Below are 19,180 nucleotides of genomic sequence, written 5' to 3'. Positions count from 1 at the left end.
TCCGTGTGCCTCATCGCCTCCCGCTGTTATCTGGAAGAGGCGATGACCGTCACACTTCACGTCTGCATCACCTGCCGTGCCGGCGAGACGCCTGGCGAGGGCGAGACGACGCCCGGCAAGCGCCTGCATGGCGCGATCCTCGAGGCCGGCGTGCCCGAGGGCGTCAATGTGGTTCCCGTCGAATGCCTGTCGGCCTGCAGCCAGGGCTGCTCGGTCGCGCTGAGCGCGCCCGGCCGCTGGTCCTATGTCTATGGCCGCCTCTCGGATGCCAACGCGCGGGACGTGGTCGCGGGCGCAGCGGCCTATGCCGCGGCGCCCGACGGCTTGGTGCCCTGGCGCAGCCGCCCGGAGATCTTCCGCAAGCAGTCGCTTGCCCGTATTCCCCCCATTGCCGCGTTGCCGGAGGCCGCCGAATGAATTCGCTCGCAAAAGTCCCGGTGACGGTGGTCACGGGTTTTCTCGGCTCCGGCAAGACCACGCTGATCCAGCATCTGCTGACCAATGCAAACGGCAAGAAGCTCGCGGTGCTCGTCAACGAGTTCGGCAGCGAGGGCGTCGATGGCGAAATCCTGAAGTCCTGCGCCGATGCCAATTGCCCGGAAGAGAACATCGTCGAGCTCGCCAATGGCTGCATCTGCTGCACGGTTGCCGACGATTTCATTCCGACCATGGAGCAGCTTTTGGCGCGCCCGGTGCGGCCCGATCACATCCTGATCGAGACCTCGGGCCTCGCGCTGCCGAAGCCGCTGCTCAAAGCGTTCGACTGGCCACAGATCCGCTCGCGCATCACGGTCGACGGCGTGATCGCTCTCGCCGATGCCGAGGCTGTCGCGGCCGGCCGCTTCGCACCGGATCCGGCTGCGGTGGAAGCGCAGCGCGCGGCGGACGAAAATCTCGATCACGAGACGCCGCTGTCGGAAGTGTTCGAGGATCAGATCGCCTGCGCCGACATCGTGCTGCTGACCAAGGCTGATCTCGCGGGCGCCGCCGGCATCGAAGCTGCCAAGGCGGCGATCACCGCCGAGATGCCGCGGCGCGTGCCGATGCTGGCCGTCACCGACGGCGCCATCGATGCGCGCCTCATCCTCGGACTCGGTGCCGCCGCCGAGAACGATCTCGCCGCACGCCCCTCGCATCACGATGGCGAGGAGGAGCATGAGCATGATGATTTCGCCTCGGTCGTGATCGATCTGCCCGAAGTCACCGACGTCGACGCGCTGGTTGCCTCCGTCCAGCGCCTGGCGCGCGAGCAGAACGTGCTGCGCGCCAAAGGCTATATCGCGGTCGCGGGAAAGCCGATGCGCCTGTTGCTGCAGGCGGTCGGCGAGCGCGTGCGTCACCAGTTCGACAAGCCCTGGGGTGCAGGTGTCAGGCAGTCCAGGCTCGTCGTGATCGGTGAGCACGGCGATATCGACGAGGCCGCGATCAGGTCAGGACTAGGTATCTGATGCACGTCGTTTTCCGCGAGAGCCGCGGTCTCGAAGAGACCGCGACGCCAAGGGACATCGGCCAGGACCCGGCCGATCTCGTGGTGCTCTCGTATTCGGATTCCGATCTCGCCGCTTTCGCGGCCGGTTGGCGGCGCGGCCGGAACAGCCTGCCGTCGCTGCGGCTCGCCAATCTCGCGGAGCTGCGTCATCCGCTATCGGTCGACACCTACATCGACCGCACGCTGTCGCAGGCGCGCGGCATCCTCGTGCGCCTGATCGGCGGGGAGTCCTATTGGGCGTATGGATTGGCGGCCCTTCAACGACTGGCCAGGGATCGTGACATCGTCCTCGCCGTGCTGCCGGCCGATGGCCATGACGATGCGCGGCTCGACGCGTACTCGACCTTGCCAGTCTCGACGCTGCGCCGGCTCAAGGTGCTCTGCGACACCGGCGGCACGGTCGCCGCGCAAGCTGCGATCGCGCAACTGGCGTTGGCCTCGGGCCTCTATGCCGGTCCTGTTGTCGGCGAGATGAGCGTGCCCGAGATGGGCTTCTACGATCCCGCCCGCGGCGTCATTGCGGCCCCCGTGGGCGGTGGAGGGAAGCCGCGCGCGCTCGTGACGTTCTATCGCTCCTATCTCACCGCCGCGGACACCGGCCCGGTCGATGCCTTGATCGCGGCGCTGCGCGAGAAGGGGTTTGACGCCTGCGGCGTGTTCGTCACCTCGCTGAAGGCGGCGGGCGTTGCCGACTGGCTGTGCGGCTATCTCGCGCAAAATCCTCCGGCGGTGATCGTCAACGCGACGGCATTCTCGGCCCTGGGTGACGACGGCACGACGCCGTTCGACGTCGCATCGTGCCCTGTGTTCCAGGTCGCGCTCTCGACGGCGCGGCGCGAGGACTGGGCGGAGTCGCTACGCGGCCTCTCGCCCGGTGATCTCGCAATGCACGTGGTGCTGCCCGAGGTCGACGGCCGCCTGTTCGCGGGCGTGGTGAGCTTCAAATCCGCCGGGGAGCGCGACTCCGATCTGCAGTTCTCGCATCTGGCCCATAGGCCCGATGAGGAGCGCGTGAAGGCCGTCACCGCACGCGTCGCAGCCTGGAGGCGCTTTGCGGAAAAGCCCGTTGGTGAGAAACGGCTGGCACTCGTGCTCTCGAACTATCCGGGACGCCCGCACCAGATCGCGCATGCCGTCGGTCTCGACGCGCTGGCGTCTGTCGAGGCCTTGCTGTCCGATCTCGTCGAGGTCGGTTTCGATGTTGCGCCGGTCCATGCGCTCGGTGAAGCGCTGCTCGAGCAAAGTTTGACCTGGAGCGTCGCCGATTATCGCGCGGCAGTCTTGTGTCTGCCGCAGTCCTTGCAGGACGATCTCGCGCAAGCCTGGGGCGCGCCGGAGGAAGATCCGAGTTGCCGCAACGGCGCGTTCCACTTCGCCGCGATCCAATGCGGCCGCTCGATCATCGCGGTCCAGCCCGAGCGCGGCGATGCGGCCATGCGCGATGCCGATTATCACGATCTCGCCCGCACGCCGCGCCACGCTTATGTCGCGTTCCATCTCTGGCTCCGCGAGCAGGGGATCGATGCCGTCGTGCACATGGGCGCGCATGGAACGCTGGAATGGCTGCCCGGCAAATCCGTGGCGCTGTCATCGCGCTGCTGGCCGGAAGCGCTGATCGGCGATCTTCCCATCATCTATCCTTTCATCGTCAACGACCCCGGCGAGGCCGCGCAGGCCAAGCGTCGCATCGGCGCGGTGACGATCGGTCATCTGCCGCCACCGCTGGAAGCCTCCGCGGTACCGGAAGGGCTGCGCCGGCTCGAACGTCTCCTCGACGAATATTCGACCGCCGACGGTCTCGATCCTGCGCGCCGTCAGCGGCTCATCGCTGCGATCCGCGAGGAAGCGCGCGCCGCCGGCCTCGAAGACGATCTCGGCCTCGATGCATCGGCCGCACCGGCCGAAGCCATCCCGCGAATCGACCGCTTCGTCTGTGACCTCAAGGAAAGCCAGTTCGGCGACGGCCTGCACGTATTCGGCCGCGGCGCCTGCGGCGAAGCGGAGCGTGAAGCGCTGCGGGCAGCGCTTGCCGGCCGGCGTGTCGCGCCAGGGCCGTCGGGCTCGCCCTATCGCGGACGCCAGGACGTGCTGCCGACCGGGCGCAATCTCTTTGCCGTCGACCCGCGCGCGGTGCCGACGCCGTCCGCGCATGCGCAAGGCATCAAGCTCGCCGAAGAGCTGCTGCGCCGTCACTTGCAGGACCACGGCGACTGGCCGAAAGGGCTCGTGATCGATCTCTGGGGCTCGGCGACAATGCGCACCGCCGGCGAGGAATTCGCCATGGCGCTGCATCTGGCCGGCCTCGCGCCGCGCTGGGATCACGCCTCCGGCCGCGTCACCGGCTACGACATCATCGCGCCGGCCGAGCTCGGCCGCCCCCGCATCGATGTCACGCTGCGGGTCTCCGGCCTGTTCCGCGATGTCTTCGCGGGTCTCGCGCAATTGTTCGAGGCCGCTTCCGAAACGCTTGCGGCGCGTGAGGACGAGGGCGAGGAGAATCCGTATCGCCACCGCGTCTCCCGCGTGTTTGCTCCGCGGCCTGGACAATACGGCGTCGGTCTCTCGGCGATCCCTGATGCCTTCACGCCGGAGACGCGCGATGCCGCGGGCGAGGCCTGGCTGTCGGCATCGTCCTGGGCGTTCTCGTCCGATGGAGAGATGCAGCACGATCGCGCCGGCATCGAGGCGCGGCTCGGCTCGGCCGATGCCTTCGTCCACGTCCAGGACTTGCCGGAAACCGATCTGCTTCTCGCCGCCGATTACGCCGCGCATGAAGCCGGCGTTGCGGCGGCTGCGGCGCATCTCGGCGCGGCAGGACCATCGCTCTATCACCTCGACACCACGCGTCCCGAACAGCCGCGCGCGCGTACGCTGACCGAGGAGATCTCCCGTGTCGTCCGGGCGCGCGCCGCCAATCCGGCTTGGATCGCCGGCATGATGCGTCACGGTTTTCGCGGGGCCGCCGAGATCACTGCGACGCTGGAGCATATGGCCGCGTTCGCCCATCTCGCCGGGGCCGTGCCGCCGCATCTGTTCGATCTCTACTACGATGCGACGCTCGGCAATGATGACGTCCGCGCCTTCATGGCGAGCGAAAATCCGCGAGCGCTCGCCGCGATGGAAACCTGTTTCGCGCGCCTGCACGATGCCGCGCTCTGGCAAACGCGCCGCAATTCGATCGCGGCGGCGTTGCGGGAGGCATCATGAGCGCGTCTGCGGTCAAGGGCTGGTGTCCCGGCGCGCTGCGGCCGATGCAATCAGGCGACGGGCTCGTGGTGCGCGTCCGTCCGTTCGGTGGGCGTCTTGAAGCCCCGCAAATCTCAGGCCTTGCCGAACTCGCCGGGCAACACGGCAATGGTCTGATCGACGTGACGAGCCGCGCCAATCTGCAGATCCGCGGCGTCAGCGAGCAGAGCCATCGGCCGCTGCTCGACGGCCTCGCGCAACTGGCACTGCTCGATCCCGACGCCGATATCGAAGCCCGGCGCAACATTCTGGTGATGCCGTTCTGGAGCGGCGCCGACCAAACCCAGTCGCTCGCCGCCGAGCTGGAGGAGGCGCTGGCCGACAGCGGCCTCGCGCTTCCCACCAAGTTCGGCTTCGCCGTCGATGACGGAAGATCGCGGGTGCTCGCCGGCGATTCCGCCGACATACGCATCGAGCGCGATCGGTCGGGCCGCCTCCTGGTGCGGGCCGATGGTGCAAGGCTCGGCCGCTCCGTCGCACGCGGCGAGGCCGTCAGCACGGCGCTCGCGCTCGCAAGCTGGTTCCTGGTCTCCGGCGGCGCGAGGGGCGGGCGAGGGCGCATGGCGGCCCACATCGCCTCCGGCGCGGCATTGCCTCAATCGCTGCGCGGCGAGATCGAGCCGGCGCCCGTGATGGCGGCGTCGCGGCCGGGGCACTATCCGCAAGGCGCGATGGTCGGCGTCGCATTCGGGCAGATGCTGCACACGACACTGCATCAATTCGCCGGTTGCGGTCATGCGCTGCGCATGACGCCGTGGCGGATGGTGCTGAGCGAGGGCAAGCGCGAAATGCCGAGCGCGGCGGGCCTCATTACCGAGCCGTTCGATCCCGCGCTGCGCGTCATCGCCTGCAGCGGAGCGCCGCGCTGCCGCGAAGCCCACGCCGATACGCGCGCACTGGCTGCGGCGCTCGCGCCGCGCATCGCCGCGGATACGCGTCTCCACGTTTCCGGTTGTGGCAAGGGTTGCGCGCATTCCGGCACGGCCGCCGTCACGCTGGTTGCGACAGGTGCCGGCTTCGATCTCGTCCGCGGCGGCTCGACGCGTGATGAGCCGGTTCTGCGCGGGCTCAACGGCGCCGACATCGTCAGCGATCCCTCCATCCTGGTCGGAGGGCACTGATGCCGCACACCTATGAAACCGACGGCGCGGCGATCTACCGTCAGTCCTTTGCGACGATCCGCGCCGAGGCGGACCTCGCGCGCTTTTCGCCCGACGAAGAGCAGGTCGTGGTGCGGATGATCCACGCCGCCGGCATGGTCGGCCTCGAGGCGCATATCCGCTTCACGCCTGGGATGGCGACCGCCGCGCGCGCGGCCTTGCAGAAGGGCGCGCCGATCCTGTGCGACGCGCGCATGGTCTCGGAAGGGATTACGCGCGCGAGATTGCCCGCGGCCAATGCCGTGATCTGTACGCTTGGCGACGCCGCGGTTCCCGCACTGGCGCAATCGATGCGCAACACGCGCTCGGCCGCGGCGCTGGAGCTGTGGCGGCCGCATCTCGACGGTGCGATCGTTGCAATCGGCAATGCACCGACCGCGCTGTTTCACCTTCTCAACATGCTGGAGGACCGCGACTGTCCGCGGCCTGCGGCGATCATCGGCTGCCCGGTGGGATTCGTTGGTGCGGCCGAATCCAAGGCTGCGCTGATGGCCGATCCGCCTGTGCCGGCGCTGACGGTCGAGGGCCGCCTCGGCGGCTCCGCGATCACGGTCGCCGCCGTGAATGCATTGGCGAGCCGGAGCGAATAGCGATGGGACGCATCATCTGCTGCGGTCTCGGCCCCGGCGATCCTGATCTGATGAGTGTGCGCGCCGACCGCACCGTGCGCGGCGCCAGGCATGTCGCCTATTTCCGCAAGATGGGCCGGCCGGGCCAGGCGCGACGCATCGTCGACGGCATGCTGGCGGCGGATGTGGCCGAATATCCCATGGAATATCCTGTCACGACCGAGATCGCCTTCGACAGCGCCGAATATGTGCAGCTGCTCGCCGGCTTCTACGACGAATGGGCCGAGCGCCTGGCGCGGCTTGCGCGCGCGGTCGATGTCGTCGTGCTCTGCGAGGGCGATCCCTACTTCTACGGCTCCTTCATGCATCTGCACACGCGCCTGCAGGGACGGGCCGAGATCGAGGTGATCGCCGGCATTCCCGGCATGGTCGGCTGCTGGAATGGCGTCGGACAGCCGATCGCGCTCGGCGATGACGTGACGACCGTGCTGATGGGCACGCTTGCTGAAGACGAACTCGAGCGGCGCATGCGCGATTCCGATGCGCTCGTCGTCATGAAGACCGGTCGCAATCTCGCAAAGGTGCGCCGCGCGCTCAGCGCCGCCGGCCGGCTGGACGATGCCTGGCTGGTCGAGCGTGGCACCATGCCGGGCGAGCGCGTGGTGCGGCTCGCCGAGATCGACGGCGCCGACTGTCCCTATTTCGCGATCGTGCTGGTGCACGGCAAGGGCCGGCATCTGGACGCCGCCGAATGACTGGTACCTTGACCATCGCGGGCCTCGGGCCCGGCAGCGACGCGCTAGTGACGCCGGAAGTCTCCGCCGCGCTCGCGGCCGCGACCGACATTCTGGGTTATGCGCCCTATGTCGCGCGGGTGCCGCCGCGAGCCGGGCTTACCCTGCACCCCTCCGACAACCGCGAAGAGCTGCAACGCGCGCGCGAAGCCTTGCGGCTCGCCGCCGAAGGCGGGCAGGTCGTCATCGTGTCCTCCGGCGATCCCGGCGTCTTCGCGATGGCTTCCGCCGTGTTCGAGGCGCTGGAACAGGTGCCGCAATGGCGCGAGCTGCCGATCCGCGTGCTGCCGGGCGTCACCGCGATGCTGGCGGCTGCCGCCCGAGCCGGTGCGCCGCTCGGCCATGATTTCTGCGCGATCAATCTCTCCGACAACCTCAAGCCGTGGGCAGTGATCGAGAAGCGCTTGAGGCTTGCCGCCGCAGCTGACTTCGCCATCGCGATGTACAATCCGCGCTCGGCAAGCCGGCCGGAAGGATTTGGCCGTACGCTTTCTGTGCTTCGAGAAGCAGGCTGCGGCGAGCGCCTCGTGATCTTTGCGCGCGCGGTCAGTGCGGCTGACGAGAAGATCGAGACGGTGACGCTGAACGAAGCGACGCCCGAGATGGCCGATATGCGCACGCTGGTCATCGTCGGCAATTCGCAGACGCGCCGCGTCGGCCGCTGGGTCTATGCACCGAGGCGGGTCGAATGACCGAGCCACTGCATCACCTCGGTGACGCTCTCAACCCGTCGGCGCTCGGGCAGCTCCGGCCGCGAGATCATGACCACGGGAAGGCCGAGCATGCGCGCCGCGTCGATCTTGGCGCGCGCGCCGTCGCCGCCGGAATTGCGGGCGACGATCCAGGCGATGCCGCGCGCCCGCATCATCTCCAGTTCGCCGCCAAGGGAGAATGGTCCACGCGATACGATGACGTCGGCCGCAAAGGGAAGGGGCGCTTCGGGCGGATCGACGAAGCGCAGCGTATAGGCGTGCTGCGGCTTCATCGCGAACGGCGCGATGTGCTGGCGGCCGATGGCGAGGAATACTTTTGCGGGCGCCTCGGGCAGCGCGGCGGCCGCGGCACTGATATCTGCAACCTCGATCCAATTGTCTCCGGACATGCTACCCCAGGGCGCGCGCTCCAGCGCGATCAGCGGCGTTCCAGTGTCCGTGCACGCTTCGACAGCGTTGCGGCTCATCTCAGCTGCGAACGGATGCGTCGCGTCGATCACATGCGTGATGCGCTCGTCGCTGATGTAACCCGCAAGCCCGCTCACACCGCCGAAACCGCCGATGCGGGTCGGCAGCGGCTGATCGGCCGGCACGTGAGTGCGACCGGCGTACGAATAGATGGCATCGAAGCGCGCGCGCGCCATCTCTCCGGCGAGCAGGCTCGCATCGGCAGTTCCGCCCAGTATGAGGGCGCGCATCATGGCTGATCCCTGGCTGACCATTATCGGTATCGGCGAGGATGGCCTTGCCGGGCTGTCGGAGGCAAGCCGAAAGGCGCTCGACGATGCCGAAACCGTCTTCGGCGGCGAGCGGCACCTCGCACTTGCCGGCGTCGGGAGCCGTGGCCGTTCATGGCCGGTGCCGTTCGATGCCAATGTCGTGCTGAACCGTCGCGACCGGCCGACGGTGGTACTGGCCTCCGGCGATCCGTTCTGGCACGGTGCGGGCGCTGTTCTCGCCGAGACGCTTCAGGCTGGCGAGTGGATTGCGCATTCCGCGCCGTCGACCTTCTCGCTCGCCGCTGCGCGACTTGGCTGGCGCCTCGAAATCGTCGCCTGCTTCGGACTCCACGCCGCACCGTTCGAACGTCTCGTTCCGCATCTGGCGCAAGGCGCACGCATCATCTGCCTCGTACGCGGCGGGAAAGCGGCTAGCGATCTCGCAAGATGGTTGAGCGAGCGCGGATGGGGCGCCTCGACCTTTTGGACGCTCGCTGCCCTTGGCGGGCCGCAAGAAAGCATCGGAGAATGTCGCGCCGACAGCTTTGCAGGTGATCTCGCTGGAGCCCTTGTCACAGTCGCCATCGAGGCAAATGGCGGACAAGGCATGCCGCGGAGTTCGGGCCTGTCAGACGATCTGTTCGTCCACGACGGACAGATCACAAAGCGGCCGGTGCGCGCGCTCGCGCTTTCGGCGCTGGCGCCGCGGCCCGGCGAGCGGCTGTGGGACATCGGCGCCGGCTCGGGCTCGATCTCGGTCGAGTGGGCACTGTGCGGCGGGACGGCGACCGCAATCGAGGCGCGTGAGGATCGTGTCGCGAACATCCGCAAGAATGCAGCCGCATTCGGACTTTCGCATCGGATCATGGTCGTCTCGGGGAGGGCACCGGAAGCTCTTGCTGGGCTGGAAGCGCCAGATGCCGTCTTCGTCGGCGGCGGTCTCGATCATGCGATGTTCGACGCGATCTGGTCGCCGCTTGCGCCGGGGACGCGGCTGGTTGCGCACGCGGTGACGCTGGAGACGGACGCGCTGCTTGGCGAACTGCATCAGCGCCATGGCGGCGAACTGATGCGGGTGGAGATTGCGCATGCCGCGCCGCTCGGCCGCTATCGGTCCTGGGACGCGGCACGTCCATTGGTGCAATGGAGTACGGTCCGATGAAGGTCGCCGGACTGGGTTTCAGGAAGGACGTCACGCTGGCCTCGTTGCGCGAAGCGCTGCTGGCGGCGGGTGGTGCCGAAGGTCTCGCAGCCATGGCGACTGTCAGCGACAAGGCCGACACAGAATCGTTGAAGCAGCTCGCGCGTGAGTGCGGTGTGCCGATCAAGGCTGTTCCGGCCGATGTACTGGCGGGCATCGACACGCCGACGCAGTCGAAGCTCGTCGCCGAGAAATTCGGGACGGGTTCGATTGCCGAAGCCGCAGCGCTCGCTGCGGTTGGCCCAGGCGCGCGGCTGATTGCGAGGCGCGTGATCTCGCAGGATCGCACCGCGACCGCGGCCATCGCCGAAGGAGACGGCGCATGACGGTGCATTTCATCGGCGCAGGACCGGGCGCGCCTGACTTGTTGACCTTGCGCGGCCGCGACCTGATCGCGGCCTGTCCGGTCTGTCTCTATGCCGGCTCGCTGGTGCCTGAAGGCGTGCTGGCGCATTGCCCGCGTGGAGCGCGCATCGTCAACACCGCGCCGCTGTCGCTCGACGAGATCGTCGCGGAGATCGTCGCCGCGCATGCGGACGGCAAGGACGTCGCGCGGCTGCATTCCGGCGATCTCTCGATCTGGTCCGCGATGGGCGAGCAGCTCCGCCGTCTGCGCGCGCTTGGCATTCCCTATTCGGTGACGCCAGGTGTGCCATCTTTCTCCGCTGCGGCAGCGGCGCTGGAGGCAGAGCTGACGCTGCCCGGTCTCGCCCAGACGGTAGTGCTCACGCGCACGCCGGGCCGCGCCAGCGCTATGCCTGAAGGCGAAAAGATGGCCGCATTCGCCGCGACCGGCGCGGTGCTCGCCATTCATCTGTCGATCCATCTGCTCGACAACGTCGTCGCCGAGCTCACGCCGCATTACGGCGCGGACTGTCCGGTCGCCATCGTCTGGCGCGCGAGCTGGCCGGACCAGCGCATCGTCCGCGCGACGCTCGGCACGCTCGATGCCGCAGTCGGCACGGAGATGGAGCGCACCGCGCTGATCCTGGTCGGCAAGACGCTTGGCGCTGCGGATTTCGGCGAGAGCCGCCTCTATGCCGCCGACTACGACCGCCGTTATCGGCCTGTTGGAACCGAGCCGCGCTTTCCGGAGGCGACGTGATGGCAGCAGGCCTCGTCATCTCCGCACCTGCGTCGGGCGTCGGCAAGACCACGCTGACGCTGGCGCTCGCGCGCGCCTGGCGCAATCGCGGCCTGAACGTGCAGTGCTTCAAGAGTGGGCCTGACTACATCGATCCCGCCTTCCACGCCGCCGCCACGGGGCGCGCTTCCGTCAACGTCGACAGTTGGGCGATGGACCGCGGAGGAATAGCGCATCTCGTCCGCCGCGGTGCGGACGCAGATATCGTCCTCGCCGAGGGGTCGATGGGCCTCTTCGACGGCGTCGCCGCGCGCGGTGTCTCCGGCACCGGTGCCACCGCGGATATCGCGGAGATGCTGGGCTGGCCGGTGGTGCTGGTGATCGATCCCTCGGGTCAGGCGCAGACCGCGGCGGCGATCGCCGCGGGCCTTCGCGATTATCGACCCGGCGTGAGACTCGCGGGCGTCGTGCTCAATCGTGTCGCCAGCCCGCGTCACGAAGATCTCGTACGGCGCGCGCTCAACGATGTGGGCATCGCCGTCTTCGGCGCACTGCCGCGTCATGCCGAGATCAGCCTGCCGAAGCGGCATCTCGGCCTCGTCCAGGCCGAAGAGCAGGCGGAGATCGGCAAGCTAATCGACGAGGCCGCGCGCTTCGTTGCCGAGCATGTCGATCTCGACGCGGTGCTGCGGTCGGCAGGTTCCTGGTCGCCGCCGCCTGCCGCGAACGGCCTGAATGTGACGCCGCCCGGCCAGCGCATTGCGCTCGCGCGCGATGCCGCGTTCTCCTTCGTCTATCCGCATATGCTGGAAGCCTGGCGCGCGGCGGGCGCCGAGATATTGCCGTTCTCGCCGCTGGCCGATGAAGCGCCTGACGCGAGCGCCGACGTCTGCTGGCTGCCCGGCGGCTATCCGGAGCTTCATGCCGGCAGGATTGCCGCCAACGCGAGCTTTCACGGTTCCTTGCGCGCCTTCGCCGAAACGCGGCCGGTGCATGGCGAATGCGGGGGCTATATGGTGCTGGGAACCGCATTGACCGATGCGGACGGTATCCGCCATGAGATGACAGGCCTGCTTGGCCTCGAGACGAGCTTTGCGAAACGCCGCATGCATCTGGGCTACCGCCTCGCCGAACTCGCCACACCGATGCCGGGCCATCGGGCCGGCGCGCGTCTGCGCGGCCACGAGTTTCACTACTCGACCATCATCGCCCAGCCCGACACGGCGCTGGCCGTCGTGCACGATGCAACGGGCGCTGTCATTGCCGAAACGGGCTCGCGGCGAGGGCAGGCCACCGGCACGTTCTTCCATCTGATCGCGGAGGACCGGTGAGCGGTTTTGTCTCCTTCATCTCCGCCGGCCCCGGCGATCCCGAACTGCTCACGCTCAAGGGCGCTGCGCGGCTGCGCGAGGCCGACGTCGTGCTCTACGACGATCTTGCCTCGGGCGCGATCCTCGATCTCGCCCGGCCCGGCGCCAATCTCGTCGCGGTCGGGAAGCGGGCCGGGCGACCCTCGACCAGGCAGCATCATGTCAACCGTCTCCTGGTCGACTATGCCGCAACAGGCGTGCGCGTGGCACGGCTCAAGTCGGGCGATGCCGGCATTTTCGGCCGGCTCGAAGAAGAGTTGGAGACGCTGCGCGAGGCGGGCATCGGCTATGAGATCATCCCCGGCGTCACCTCGGCCTGTGTGGCCGCCGCGCAAGCCGGCATTCCCCTGACCCGTCGCCACACCTCGCGGCGCGTACAGTTCGTAACCGGAGCCGACGTCACCGGCGAGCTGCCGCCCAATCTGAACTGGGCCGCGCTGGCCGACCCCGAAGCGACGACGGTTGTCTATATGGGCCGGCGCACCTTTCCGGCGCTTGCCGCAAAATTGATCGCGCACGGTCTCGCCGCGGATACGCCGGCGCTGTTTGCCGAATCCCTCGGCCGCTCCGACGAGCGGCTGGTCCGCACCACCATTGCCGAGCTTGCCGAGCAGCTTGCCCGCGGCGGCGCCGCCTCGACGGCCGCGGTAATCCTGTTCGGCGCGCTGGCGGGGGATCAACCGTCGTGACGGAAGCGGCCACCCTTCGCCCCTTGACGCAGGCTCGCCGAAAGGGGCACACAGGAGAGGCATGGTGCTCAACGCGGCGCAAAGCGCCGGAGCATAATCGGGAATGGGGGTGGGCGGACCAAGTTGCGGCGCCCAAAACCCCAGCCGCCCCCGCGACTGTAAGCGGTGAGGGACTTCGATCAGCCACTGGGCCGCAAGGCTCGGGAAGGCCGAAGAACCCCAGTGAACCGCGAGCCAGGAGACCGGCCCTGCACGTTTTGAGGCCAAGGCCGTCGGGTGTGACGGCAGGAAGGAATTGAGCCATGCATATCGAACCCGGACTGGTATCCGACGCCAAGCTCATGTTGAGTTACGCAACCGGCATCGCCGCAGGTGGCGTTGCCTTGAAGCTCGCGGCCGAGACCGTGCGCGAGCAGGGCGTCGTCTCGTTCGCCGTGCGGACGCTGGCCACGACGGCGCTCGTCTTCATCTTCTTCGAGATCCTGCCGCACTTCCCGGTCGGCGTCTCCGAAGTCCACTTCATTCTCGGCTCGACCTTGTTCTTGCTGTTCGGCCCTGCGCCTGCCGCCTTTGGCCTCGCCTTCGGCCTGCTGTTCCAGGGCATCTTCTTTGAGCCACCCGACCTGCCGCAATACGGCATGAACGTCACCACACTGCTGGTGCCGCTGTTCGCGATCCAGGCGATCGCCACGCGGATCATTCCGCGCAACACCGCCTATGTCGATCTCAAGTACCGGCAGGCGCTGGCGCTCTCGACGACCTACCAGGCCGGCGTGATCGCCTGGGTGGCGTTCTGGGCTCTCTATGGCTCCGGTTTTGCGATGAGCAACCTCGCGAGCATTGCGACGTTCGCGGCGTCCTACGCGCTCGTCATCGTGATCGAGCCGCTCGCCGATCTCGCCGTGCTGGCGCTGGCGAAGTCGCTGCGTGGGGTCACCGCGCCCGGCCTCGTTACCCCGCGCCTGCACAACGCGGCCTGAGAGATCAGCGAGGGGCGGTACGCCGCCCCTCGCGCTCGCGATGCTCACGCTCTCCCTGATAGGCATCGGCTGCGGCGATCCCGACCAGCTCACGCGCGCCGCGATCCGCGCCATCAACGCGGCCGATCTCGTCCTGATCCCGCGCAAGGGAACGGCGAAGTCCGATCTTGCCGATCTCCGTCGGACGATCTGCGCGGGCGTGCTCACAAGCGACAAGACTGAAATCGCCGAGTTCGATCTTCCCGTGCGCGACGCCGGTGAAACGGATTACCGCAAGGGCGTGGACGATTGGCACGATGCGGTGGCCGCGACCTGGTCGCGGACGATCGCAAGACACCTTGCAGGCGAGGGCAAGGTTGCGCTGCTGATCTGGGGCGATCCCTCGCTCTACGATTCCTCGCTGCGCATTGCGCGTCGGCTCAATCCGGCGCCTGACATCGAGGTCGTGCCCGGCATCACCTCGATCCAGGCGCTCTGCGCGGCACATGCGTTGCCGCTCAATGATATCGGCGAGCCTTTTCTGGTCACGACGGGACGGCGCCTGCGCGAAGGCGGCTGGCCGCGGGGTGTCGACACGGTGGTGGTGATGCTCGACGGCGACACGGCGTTTCAGTCGCTGGATCCGGCAGGCCTCCACATCTATTGGGGCGCCTATCTCGGCATGCCCGACCAGATCATCCTATCCGGCGCGCTGCCCGAGATCGGCCCGCGCATCGTCGCGGCGCGGCAGGACGCGCGCGCGCGGCACGGCTGGATCATGGACAGCTACATCCTCAAGCGCGCGGGTTAAGCGAGGCAGCATGCTCCCCGAATGGGTCTATCGACAGTGCCCCGACATCTCCGCGCTCCATCGCGAGGCGGCGATCGCGCGTCAGGCGCAACTCACAAAACCCACCGGTGCGCTCGGCCGGCTCGAGCAGCTTGCGATCGAGCTTGCCGGTCTGCAGGCCACGGAGCAGCCGCGCGCGGCGCGCGTGCCGATCATCGTCTTCGCCGGCGATCACGGCATCGTCGCGCAAGGCGTCTCGGCCTATCCGCAAGAAGTGACCATCGCGATGATGGCGAACTTTGCCGCCGGCGGCGCCGCGATCTCGGTGCTGGCGCAGGAGCTTGCTTCGAGCCTGGAGGTGGTCGACTGCGGGACGCTGGCGCCAGGCGAGATGGGCGGCATCATCACCGACAAGCCGCGCGGCGGCACCCGCGATTTCAGCGTCGAGGCCGCGCTCCAGCCTGAGGAGCTGGCGTTTGCTTTTGAAGCCGGCCGGCGCGCGGTTGCGCGTGCGGCGACCAATCAGCCCGATCTGCTGATCTTCGGCGAGATGGGGATCGGCAACACCACGGCGTCGGCGGCGATTGCGGCGGGCCTGCTCGGCGTGAGTGCCGGGGAGATTGCAGGCAGCGGCACCGGTGTCGATGCGGCCGGCCGCGCGCACAAGGCACGCGTGATCGATGCCGCGATCGCGCTGCATGGCGTTGCGGAGGAGTCGACCGACAAAGTCCTGTGCGCCGTCGGCGGCCTCGAGATCGCGGCGATCTCAGGGGCGATCATCGCGGCCGCGCAAGCCCGCATCCCGGTCTTGATCGACGGTTTCATCGTGTCGGTGGCAGCGCTCGCAGCAGTGCGGCTGAATCCGTCGTGCCAGCCGTTCCTGCTTGCCTCGCATCAATCGGCCGAGCAGGGGCATCGTCTGGTGTTGCGGGCACTGAACGCGCAGCCACTGATCAGCCTCGATCTCAGGCTCGGCGAGGGATCGGGGGCTGCCATCGCGCTGCCGCTGGTGCGCCTCGCCTGCGCGCTCCACAACGGCATGGCAACATTCGCACAGGCCAACGTGCCTGACAGACCTAGCTGATCCGCTGATTGACAGCGACGACGCGCCAGCCGGCCGCCAGGCGATCGATCCGCGTCAGCGACAGCGGATCGATCACGAAGCGCAGGGCGGCTTGTGGCGTGAGGTCCAGCGCGATGCAGAGCGCGGCGCGGATGGTGCCGGAATGCACGACGAGCGTGGCCGATCCGGTCCCGATCCGCGACAGACCCAGCCGGACGCGCGCGACCTGATCCGCAAAGCTCTCGCCGCCCGGCGGACGTCCGCCAGCCGGATCACTCCAGAACTGCGCGTAAGTCTCGCCGCCGGTTGCGGAAAGCTCGTCGTGCCGATGGCCTGTCCAGTCGCCGAAATCCTGCTCGCGGAATTCACCGATCAACTCCGGTTCGAGCCCCAGTGCGCGCGCAGTCTCGACTGTGCGCCGCGAGGGGCTGGCATAGCTGACGGCGTTCCCAGGCAGACGCCGCCGCAGCGCCTCCAGTTGCGCGCGGTCGCCGAGATCGGCCGGCGCGTCGGTCGCGTGGATCGTCCCCTTCACGCCCTCGACGGGTGCGTGCCGTATCAGCCAGAGGAAGGTCTCGCCTTCCATGCTCATCTCCAAGGAAGTTGGCCGTTGTGACCATAACGCCGCAACTGGCACATTGACTCTGTCTTGATGGTAATCCTAGATGCTCGCGACGGTTTCCCCGAGAGGGGATGAAAAGGGAATGCGGTGCGGGGACGTTGTCCCCAATGCCGTGGCTGCCCCCGCAACTGTGAGCGGCGAATCTTGCCTCACGAGCCACTGGGTATCTCGGTCCCGGGAAGGCGATGCAAGGTACTGACCCGCGAGCCAGGAGACCTGCCGTCAGCCGTGGTCACACGCGAAGATGTCGGTCGGGGAGTACAGGCATTCGGCTTCATCGGACGGCTGCAAGGCCAAAGGTGAGACCTCGTTCGCTGTGACGTGCCACTGACGTCATACCGAGGTCCGAAACCGTGTTGTCCATCCGCATCGTCCGATCGCGAGAATTCCTGCTCGCCTCCACCGCCCTCACATTCTTTGCCGTTCTCGATCTGCCCGCTGCGCTGGCGCAGCAGCCGCGCGAACCCCTGCCGCCTGTCGAGGTATCGCCGGCCGAAGCCCGCAAGCAGGCGAGACCAGCCGGCCGGGACGCGCAAAGCCCGCGCCGCGCGGCCGCGCGCAGGCCGGCGAGCGCAGTAACGGCGCCCAAGCCCGCCTTGCCGGCCGCGACCGCACCGACGCCGCTCAACTCCAATGCCGTGGCCGAAAGCGCCTCGCGGCTCGGCCTGACGGTGCGGCAGACGCCCGCAACCGTCGAGGTGATCTCGGCCGAGACGATGCGCGAGCAGGGCTATCGCACCGTGTCCGAGGTGGCGCAGGGCGCCGTCGGCGTCACCGCCGGCGACAATCCAGCCGAGCCTGCGGGCTTTTCCGTGCGCGGCTTCACCAACAGCCAGATCAACACGCTCTACAACGGCATCAAGATCGGTCCGCAGAACATGACCTCGCGGATCACCGACACCGCCAATCTGGAGGCGGTGGAATTCCTCAAAGGTCCGGCCTCGCTGATGTCGGGCGAGGGCGCCGCCGGCGGCGCCATCAACTTCGTCACCAAGCAGCCGCACACCGGAGCTATCCGGAACGAAGCTGATTTCTCCTGGGATTCGCTGAACTCGTTCCGCACTCATTACGGTTCGGGCGGCAGCACCAATGTGCAAGGCCTCGATTACCGCTTCGACATCAGCCGTTCCACGCTCAACGGCTTTGCCGACGACACCAACGTCAAGACGTTCGGCACGTCCGGCCAGCTCAATTACCGCATCTCGGACAGTCTCAAGATCTGGGGCGCGATCGAGTACCGCGAGGATCGCTCGAAAGCTTACTGGGGCGCACCGCTGGTGCCGATCGCCTTCAGCGGCTCGCACGCGACGAGCGGCATCGTCTCCGGCAATTACGTCTCGAACTACAACGGAACCAATCTCGGTGCCGTCACCATCGACGACCGGACCTTCAACACCAATTACAACGTGCTCGACAACAAGAACGTGGCGCAGGAAGTATGGCTGCGCGGCGGTTTCGAGCTGAAGCTGGCGCCTGACCTGACGTTGAAAAGCCAGGCCTATGGTTACGGCGCCGAGCGTAAATGGTTCAACAATGAGATCGAGGCGTTCAATTCCACCACGAACATGGTCGATCGCGAGCGCTTCTACGTCGCGCACAGCCAGCGCCTGGTCGGCAACGTCACCGACCTGATCTGGGATACCGATATCGCCGGTTTCGACAACCGGCTGGTCACGACGCTCTCGTCGAGCTATCTCGATTTCGTCAGGCCCGGCGCGGCGAACTTTCCGGGCGATTCCGTTTCGCTGGTCGATCCCAACCGTGGCTTTTACGGCCTGCTCACGACGCAGCAACAGACCGCGCGCATCGACAACGAGGCGCTGTCGTTCGAAGACCGGCTGAAGCTGACGCGCAGCTTCGCGCTGGTCGGTGGCCTGCGCGTCGAACATATCGGGCTCGACCGCAACTCGACCGACGTCAACGGCCTCGTAAAGGCAGGTTTTCCGTACACCAAAGACTGGGCGCCGGTGACCGGCCGCATCGGCTACACCTGGGAGGCCGTTCCCGGCCTGACCTTCTACAGCCAATACGCCACCGGCGCCGACGTCGCAGCCAATAACATCTTCCTGCTCGCACCCACCCAGCCGCTCGACCTGACCACCGCGCGCACTTACGAGACCGGCGTCAAACACCTGTTCTGGGACAACAGGGCCGAATGGTCGTTTTCGGCATACGACATCCAGCGCAAGAACGTCTATGCAGCGGCCGGCGGGATGCAACTCAACATCGCGGGACGACAGGAATCCAAGGGCGTCGAGCTCGCCGCGTCCGTTCGGCCGATCGAACCGTTGAGGCTATGGGGCAACATCGCCTATGTCGACGCGCGCTATGCCGATTACAATTTCACCGGCGGCTCGTTCTCCGGCAACACGCCGCCAAACGTGCCGCGCATCGTCGCGAACGCCGGCGCGTCCTACCGGTTCTTCGCGCCCTGGCCGGTGGAGCTCGGCATCACCGGCCGCCATGTCGGCGACCGCTACAACACCGACGCCAACACGGTGACAATGAAGGCGTATACCGTCGCGGACGTCTACGCCTTCGTCGACATCCCCAGGACGGTGTTCAACGCGGTGGAGAAGGCCAGGCTGACTTTCCGCGTTCGCAACATCACGGACAAGCGCTACGCGATCTGGGGCGATCCGTTCTATCCGGACCAGATTCTCCTGGGCGCGCCCCGAACCTACGAACTCTCGGCGTCCTTCAAATGGTAGG

The 19,180-nt window shown here is 67.5% G+C and carries 18 protein-coding genes and 2 riboswitches; of the genes, 16 read left to right on the top strand and 2 right to left on the bottom strand.

All coding sequences use genetic code 11. The features are described from left to right. Positions 1-42 precede the first annotated feature (42 nt). Genes RX330_RS25015 through cobJ form a run of 7 tightly spaced genes read left to right on the top strand, consistent with a single transcriptional unit; the run spans position 43 to position 7,950 of the window. On the top strand, positions 43-417 hold the full coding sequence (locus RX330_RS25015) for a DUF1636 domain-containing protein (RefSeq protein ID WP_317240232.1): 375 nt from the start codon (positions 43-45) through the stop codon (positions 415-417). Then, on the top strand, positions 414-1,448 hold the full coding sequence (cobW, locus tag RX330_RS25010) for a cobalamin biosynthesis protein CobW (protein WP_317240231.1): 1,035 nt from the start codon (positions 414-416) through the stop codon (positions 1,446-1,448). The genes RX330_RS25015 and cobW overlap by 4 nt, the downstream gene beginning before the upstream one ends. Beyond that, a complete protein-coding gene (cobN, locus tag RX330_RS25005) occupies positions 1,448-4,696 on the top strand; it encodes a cobaltochelatase subunit CobN (RefSeq protein ID WP_317240230.1) in 3,249 nt (1,082 codons plus the stop codon). Before cobW ends, cobN begins: the two co-directional genes overlap by 1 nt. Beyond that, positions 4,693-5,856 carry a precorrin-3B synthase gene (gene cobG, locus RX330_RS25000; protein WP_317240229.1) on the top strand — a complete coding sequence of 388 codons (1,164 nt, stop codon included), beginning with the start codon at positions 4,693-4,695 and terminating at the stop codon, positions 5,854-5,856. The genes cobN and cobG overlap by 4 nt, the downstream gene beginning before the upstream one ends. Continuing rightward, positions 5,856-6,485 (top strand): precorrin-8X methylmutase, encoded by a 630-nt coding sequence (locus tag RX330_RS24995; RefSeq protein ID WP_317240228.1) that lies wholly within the window; start codon positions 5,856-5,858, stop codon positions 6,483-6,485. Before cobG ends, RX330_RS24995 begins: the two co-directional genes overlap by 1 nt. A 2-nt stretch (positions 6,486-6,487) precedes the next feature. Continuing rightward, positions 6,488-7,219, top strand: a complete 732-nt coding sequence (locus tag RX330_RS24990) for a precorrin-2 C(20)-methyltransferase (RefSeq protein WP_317240227.1) — start codon at positions 6,488-6,490, stop codon at positions 7,217-7,219. Then, complete coding sequence (cobJ, locus tag RX330_RS24985; protein ID WP_317240226.1) at positions 7,216-7,950, top strand: precorrin-3B C(17)-methyltransferase; 735 nt, start codon at positions 7,216-7,218, stop codon at positions 7,948-7,950. The genes RX330_RS24990 and cobJ overlap by 4 nt, the downstream gene beginning before the upstream one ends. On the opposite strand, the gene RX330_RS24980 is transcribed toward cobJ, so the two are convergent. Beyond that, positions 7,926-8,672: a cobalt-precorrin-6A reductase gene (locus RX330_RS24980; protein WP_317240225.1), complete on the bottom strand. Its 747-nt coding sequence runs from the start codon at positions 8,670-8,672 to the stop codon at positions 7,926-7,928. The genes cobJ and RX330_RS24980 overlap by 25 nt on opposite strands. On the opposite strand from RX330_RS24980, the gene cbiT reads away from it, so the two are divergent. The 8 genes from cbiT (at position 8,671) to cobT (ending at position 15,867) form a co-directional block, all read left to right on the top strand. After that, complete coding sequence (gene cbiT / locus RX330_RS24975; protein WP_317240224.1) at positions 8,671-9,852, top strand: precorrin-6Y C5,15-methyltransferase (decarboxylating) subunit CbiT; 1,182 nt, start codon at positions 8,671-8,673, stop codon at positions 9,850-9,852. The genes RX330_RS24980 and cbiT overlap by 2 nt on opposite strands. Continuing rightward, positions 9,849-10,217 carry a cobalamin biosynthesis protein gene (locus RX330_RS24970; protein WP_317240223.1) on the top strand — a complete coding sequence of 123 codons (369 nt, stop codon included), beginning with the start codon at positions 9,849-9,851 and terminating at the stop codon, positions 10,215-10,217. Before cbiT ends, RX330_RS24970 begins: the two co-directional genes overlap by 4 nt. After that, positions 10,214-10,996 carry a precorrin-4 C(11)-methyltransferase gene (gene cobM, locus RX330_RS24965; RefSeq protein WP_317240222.1) on the top strand — a complete coding sequence of 261 codons (783 nt, stop codon included), beginning with the start codon at positions 10,214-10,216 and terminating at the stop codon, positions 10,994-10,996. The genes RX330_RS24970 and cobM overlap by 4 nt, the downstream gene beginning before the upstream one ends. Then, on the top strand, positions 10,996-12,306 hold the full coding sequence (locus tag RX330_RS24960; protein WP_317240221.1) for a cobyrinate a,c-diamide synthase: 1,311 nt from the start codon (positions 10,996-10,998) through the stop codon (positions 12,304-12,306). The genes cobM and RX330_RS24960 overlap by 1 nt, the downstream gene beginning before the upstream one ends. Then, entirely contained in the window at positions 12,303-13,034 is a 732-nt protein-coding gene (cobA, locus tag RX330_RS24955; protein WP_317240220.1) for a uroporphyrinogen-III C-methyltransferase, read from the top strand. The genes RX330_RS24960 and cobA overlap by 4 nt, the downstream gene beginning before the upstream one ends. A 45-nt stretch (positions 13,035-13,079) precedes the next feature. Continuing rightward, positions 13,080-13,300, top strand: a riboswitch (cobalamin riboswitch). 36 nt (positions 13,301-13,336) lie between these two features. Continuing rightward, complete coding sequence (locus RX330_RS24950) at positions 13,337-14,014, top strand: energy-coupling factor ABC transporter permease (RefSeq protein WP_317240219.1); 678 nt, start codon at positions 13,337-13,339, stop codon at positions 14,012-14,014. Between the two features lie 40 nt (positions 14,015-14,054). After that, the gene (gene cobF, locus RX330_RS24945) at positions 14,055-14,804 is read left to right on the top strand and encodes a precorrin-6A synthase (deacetylating) (protein ID WP_317240218.1); all 750 of its coding nucleotides are present in this window, start codon (positions 14,055-14,057) and stop codon (positions 14,802-14,804) included. Positions 14,805-14,814: 10 nt separating this feature from the next. After that, on the top strand, positions 14,815-15,867 hold the full coding sequence (gene cobT / locus RX330_RS24940) for a nicotinate-nucleotide--dimethylbenzimidazole phosphoribosyltransferase (protein WP_317240217.1): 1,053 nt from the start codon (positions 14,815-14,817) through the stop codon (positions 15,865-15,867). On the opposite strand, the gene RX330_RS24935 is transcribed toward cobT, so the two are convergent. Next, a complete protein-coding gene (locus RX330_RS24935) occupies positions 15,860-16,432 on the bottom strand; it encodes a histidine phosphatase family protein (RefSeq protein WP_317240216.1) in 573 nt (190 codons plus the stop codon). The genes cobT and RX330_RS24935 overlap by 8 nt on opposite strands. 72 nt (positions 16,433-16,504) lie before the next feature. Beyond that, positions 16,505-16,707, top strand: a riboswitch (cobalamin riboswitch). A 114-nt stretch (positions 16,708-16,821) separates the two neighbouring features. Here RX330_RS24935 and RX330_RS24930 point away from each other — a divergent pair. Continuing rightward, positions 16,822-19,179 (top strand): TonB-dependent receptor, encoded by a 2,358-nt coding sequence (locus tag RX330_RS24930; protein WP_317240215.1) that lies wholly within the window; start codon positions 16,822-16,824, stop codon positions 19,177-19,179. Position 19,180 lies beyond the last annotated feature (1 nt).

It is taken from the genome of Bradyrhizobium sp. NDS-1, from assembly GCF_032918005.1.
Lineage (GTDB): Bacteria > Pseudomonadota > Alphaproteobacteria > Rhizobiales > Xanthobacteraceae > Bradyrhizobium > Bradyrhizobium tunisiense.
The sequence above is the reverse complement of the archived record's forward strand: the minus strand, read 5'-3'. Positions and strand labels throughout refer to the sequence as shown.

Coding starts and splice junctions, on each gene's coding strand:
- RX330_RS25015 (WP_317240232.1), top strand. CDS start 43: ATGACCGTCACACTTCACGTCTGCATCACCTGCCGTGCCGGCGAGACG.
- cobW (WP_317240231.1), top strand. CDS start 414: ATGAATTCGCTCGCAAAAGTCCCGGTGACGGTGGTCACGGGTTTTCTC.
- cobN (WP_317240230.1), top strand. CDS start 1,448: ATGCACGTCGTTTTCCGCGAGAGCCGCGGTCTCGAAGAGACCGCGACG.
- cobG (WP_317240229.1), top strand. CDS start 4,693: ATGAGCGCGTCTGCGGTCAAGGGCTGGTGTCCCGGCGCGCTGCGGCCG.
- RX330_RS24995 (WP_317240228.1), top strand. CDS start 5,856: ATGCCGCACACCTATGAAACCGACGGCGCGGCGATCTACCGTCAGTCC.
- RX330_RS24990 (WP_317240227.1), top strand. CDS start 6,488: ATGGGACGCATCATCTGCTGCGGTCTCGGCCCCGGCGATCCTGATCTG.
- cobJ (WP_317240226.1), top strand. CDS start 7,216: ATGACTGGTACCTTGACCATCGCGGGCCTCGGGCCCGGCAGCGACGCG.
- cbiT (WP_317240224.1), top strand. CDS start 8,671: ATGGCTGATCCCTGGCTGACCATTATCGGTATCGGCGAGGATGGCCTT.
- RX330_RS24980 (WP_317240225.1), bottom strand. CDS start 8,672: ATGATGCGCGCCCTCATACTGGGCGGAACTGCCGATGCGAGCCTGCTC.
- RX330_RS24970 (WP_317240223.1), top strand. CDS start 9,849: ATGAAGGTCGCCGGACTGGGTTTCAGGAAGGACGTCACGCTGGCCTCG.
- cobM (WP_317240222.1), top strand. CDS start 10,214: ATGACGGTGCATTTCATCGGCGCAGGACCGGGCGCGCCTGACTTGTTG.
- RX330_RS24960 (WP_317240221.1), top strand. CDS start 10,996: ATGGCAGCAGGCCTCGTCATCTCCGCACCTGCGTCGGGCGTCGGCAAG.
- RX330_RS24950 (WP_317240219.1), top strand. CDS start 13,337: ATGCATATCGAACCCGGACTGGTATCCGACGCCAAGCTCATGTTGAGT.
- cobF (WP_317240218.1), top strand. CDS start 14,055: ATGCTCACGCTCTCCCTGATAGGCATCGGCTGCGGCGATCCCGACCAG.
- cobT (WP_317240217.1), top strand. CDS start 14,815: ATGCTCCCCGAATGGGTCTATCGACAGTGCCCCGACATCTCCGCGCTC.
- RX330_RS24935 (WP_317240216.1), bottom strand. CDS start 16,432: ATGGAAGGCGAGACCTTCCTCTGGCTGATACGGCACGCACCCGTCGAG.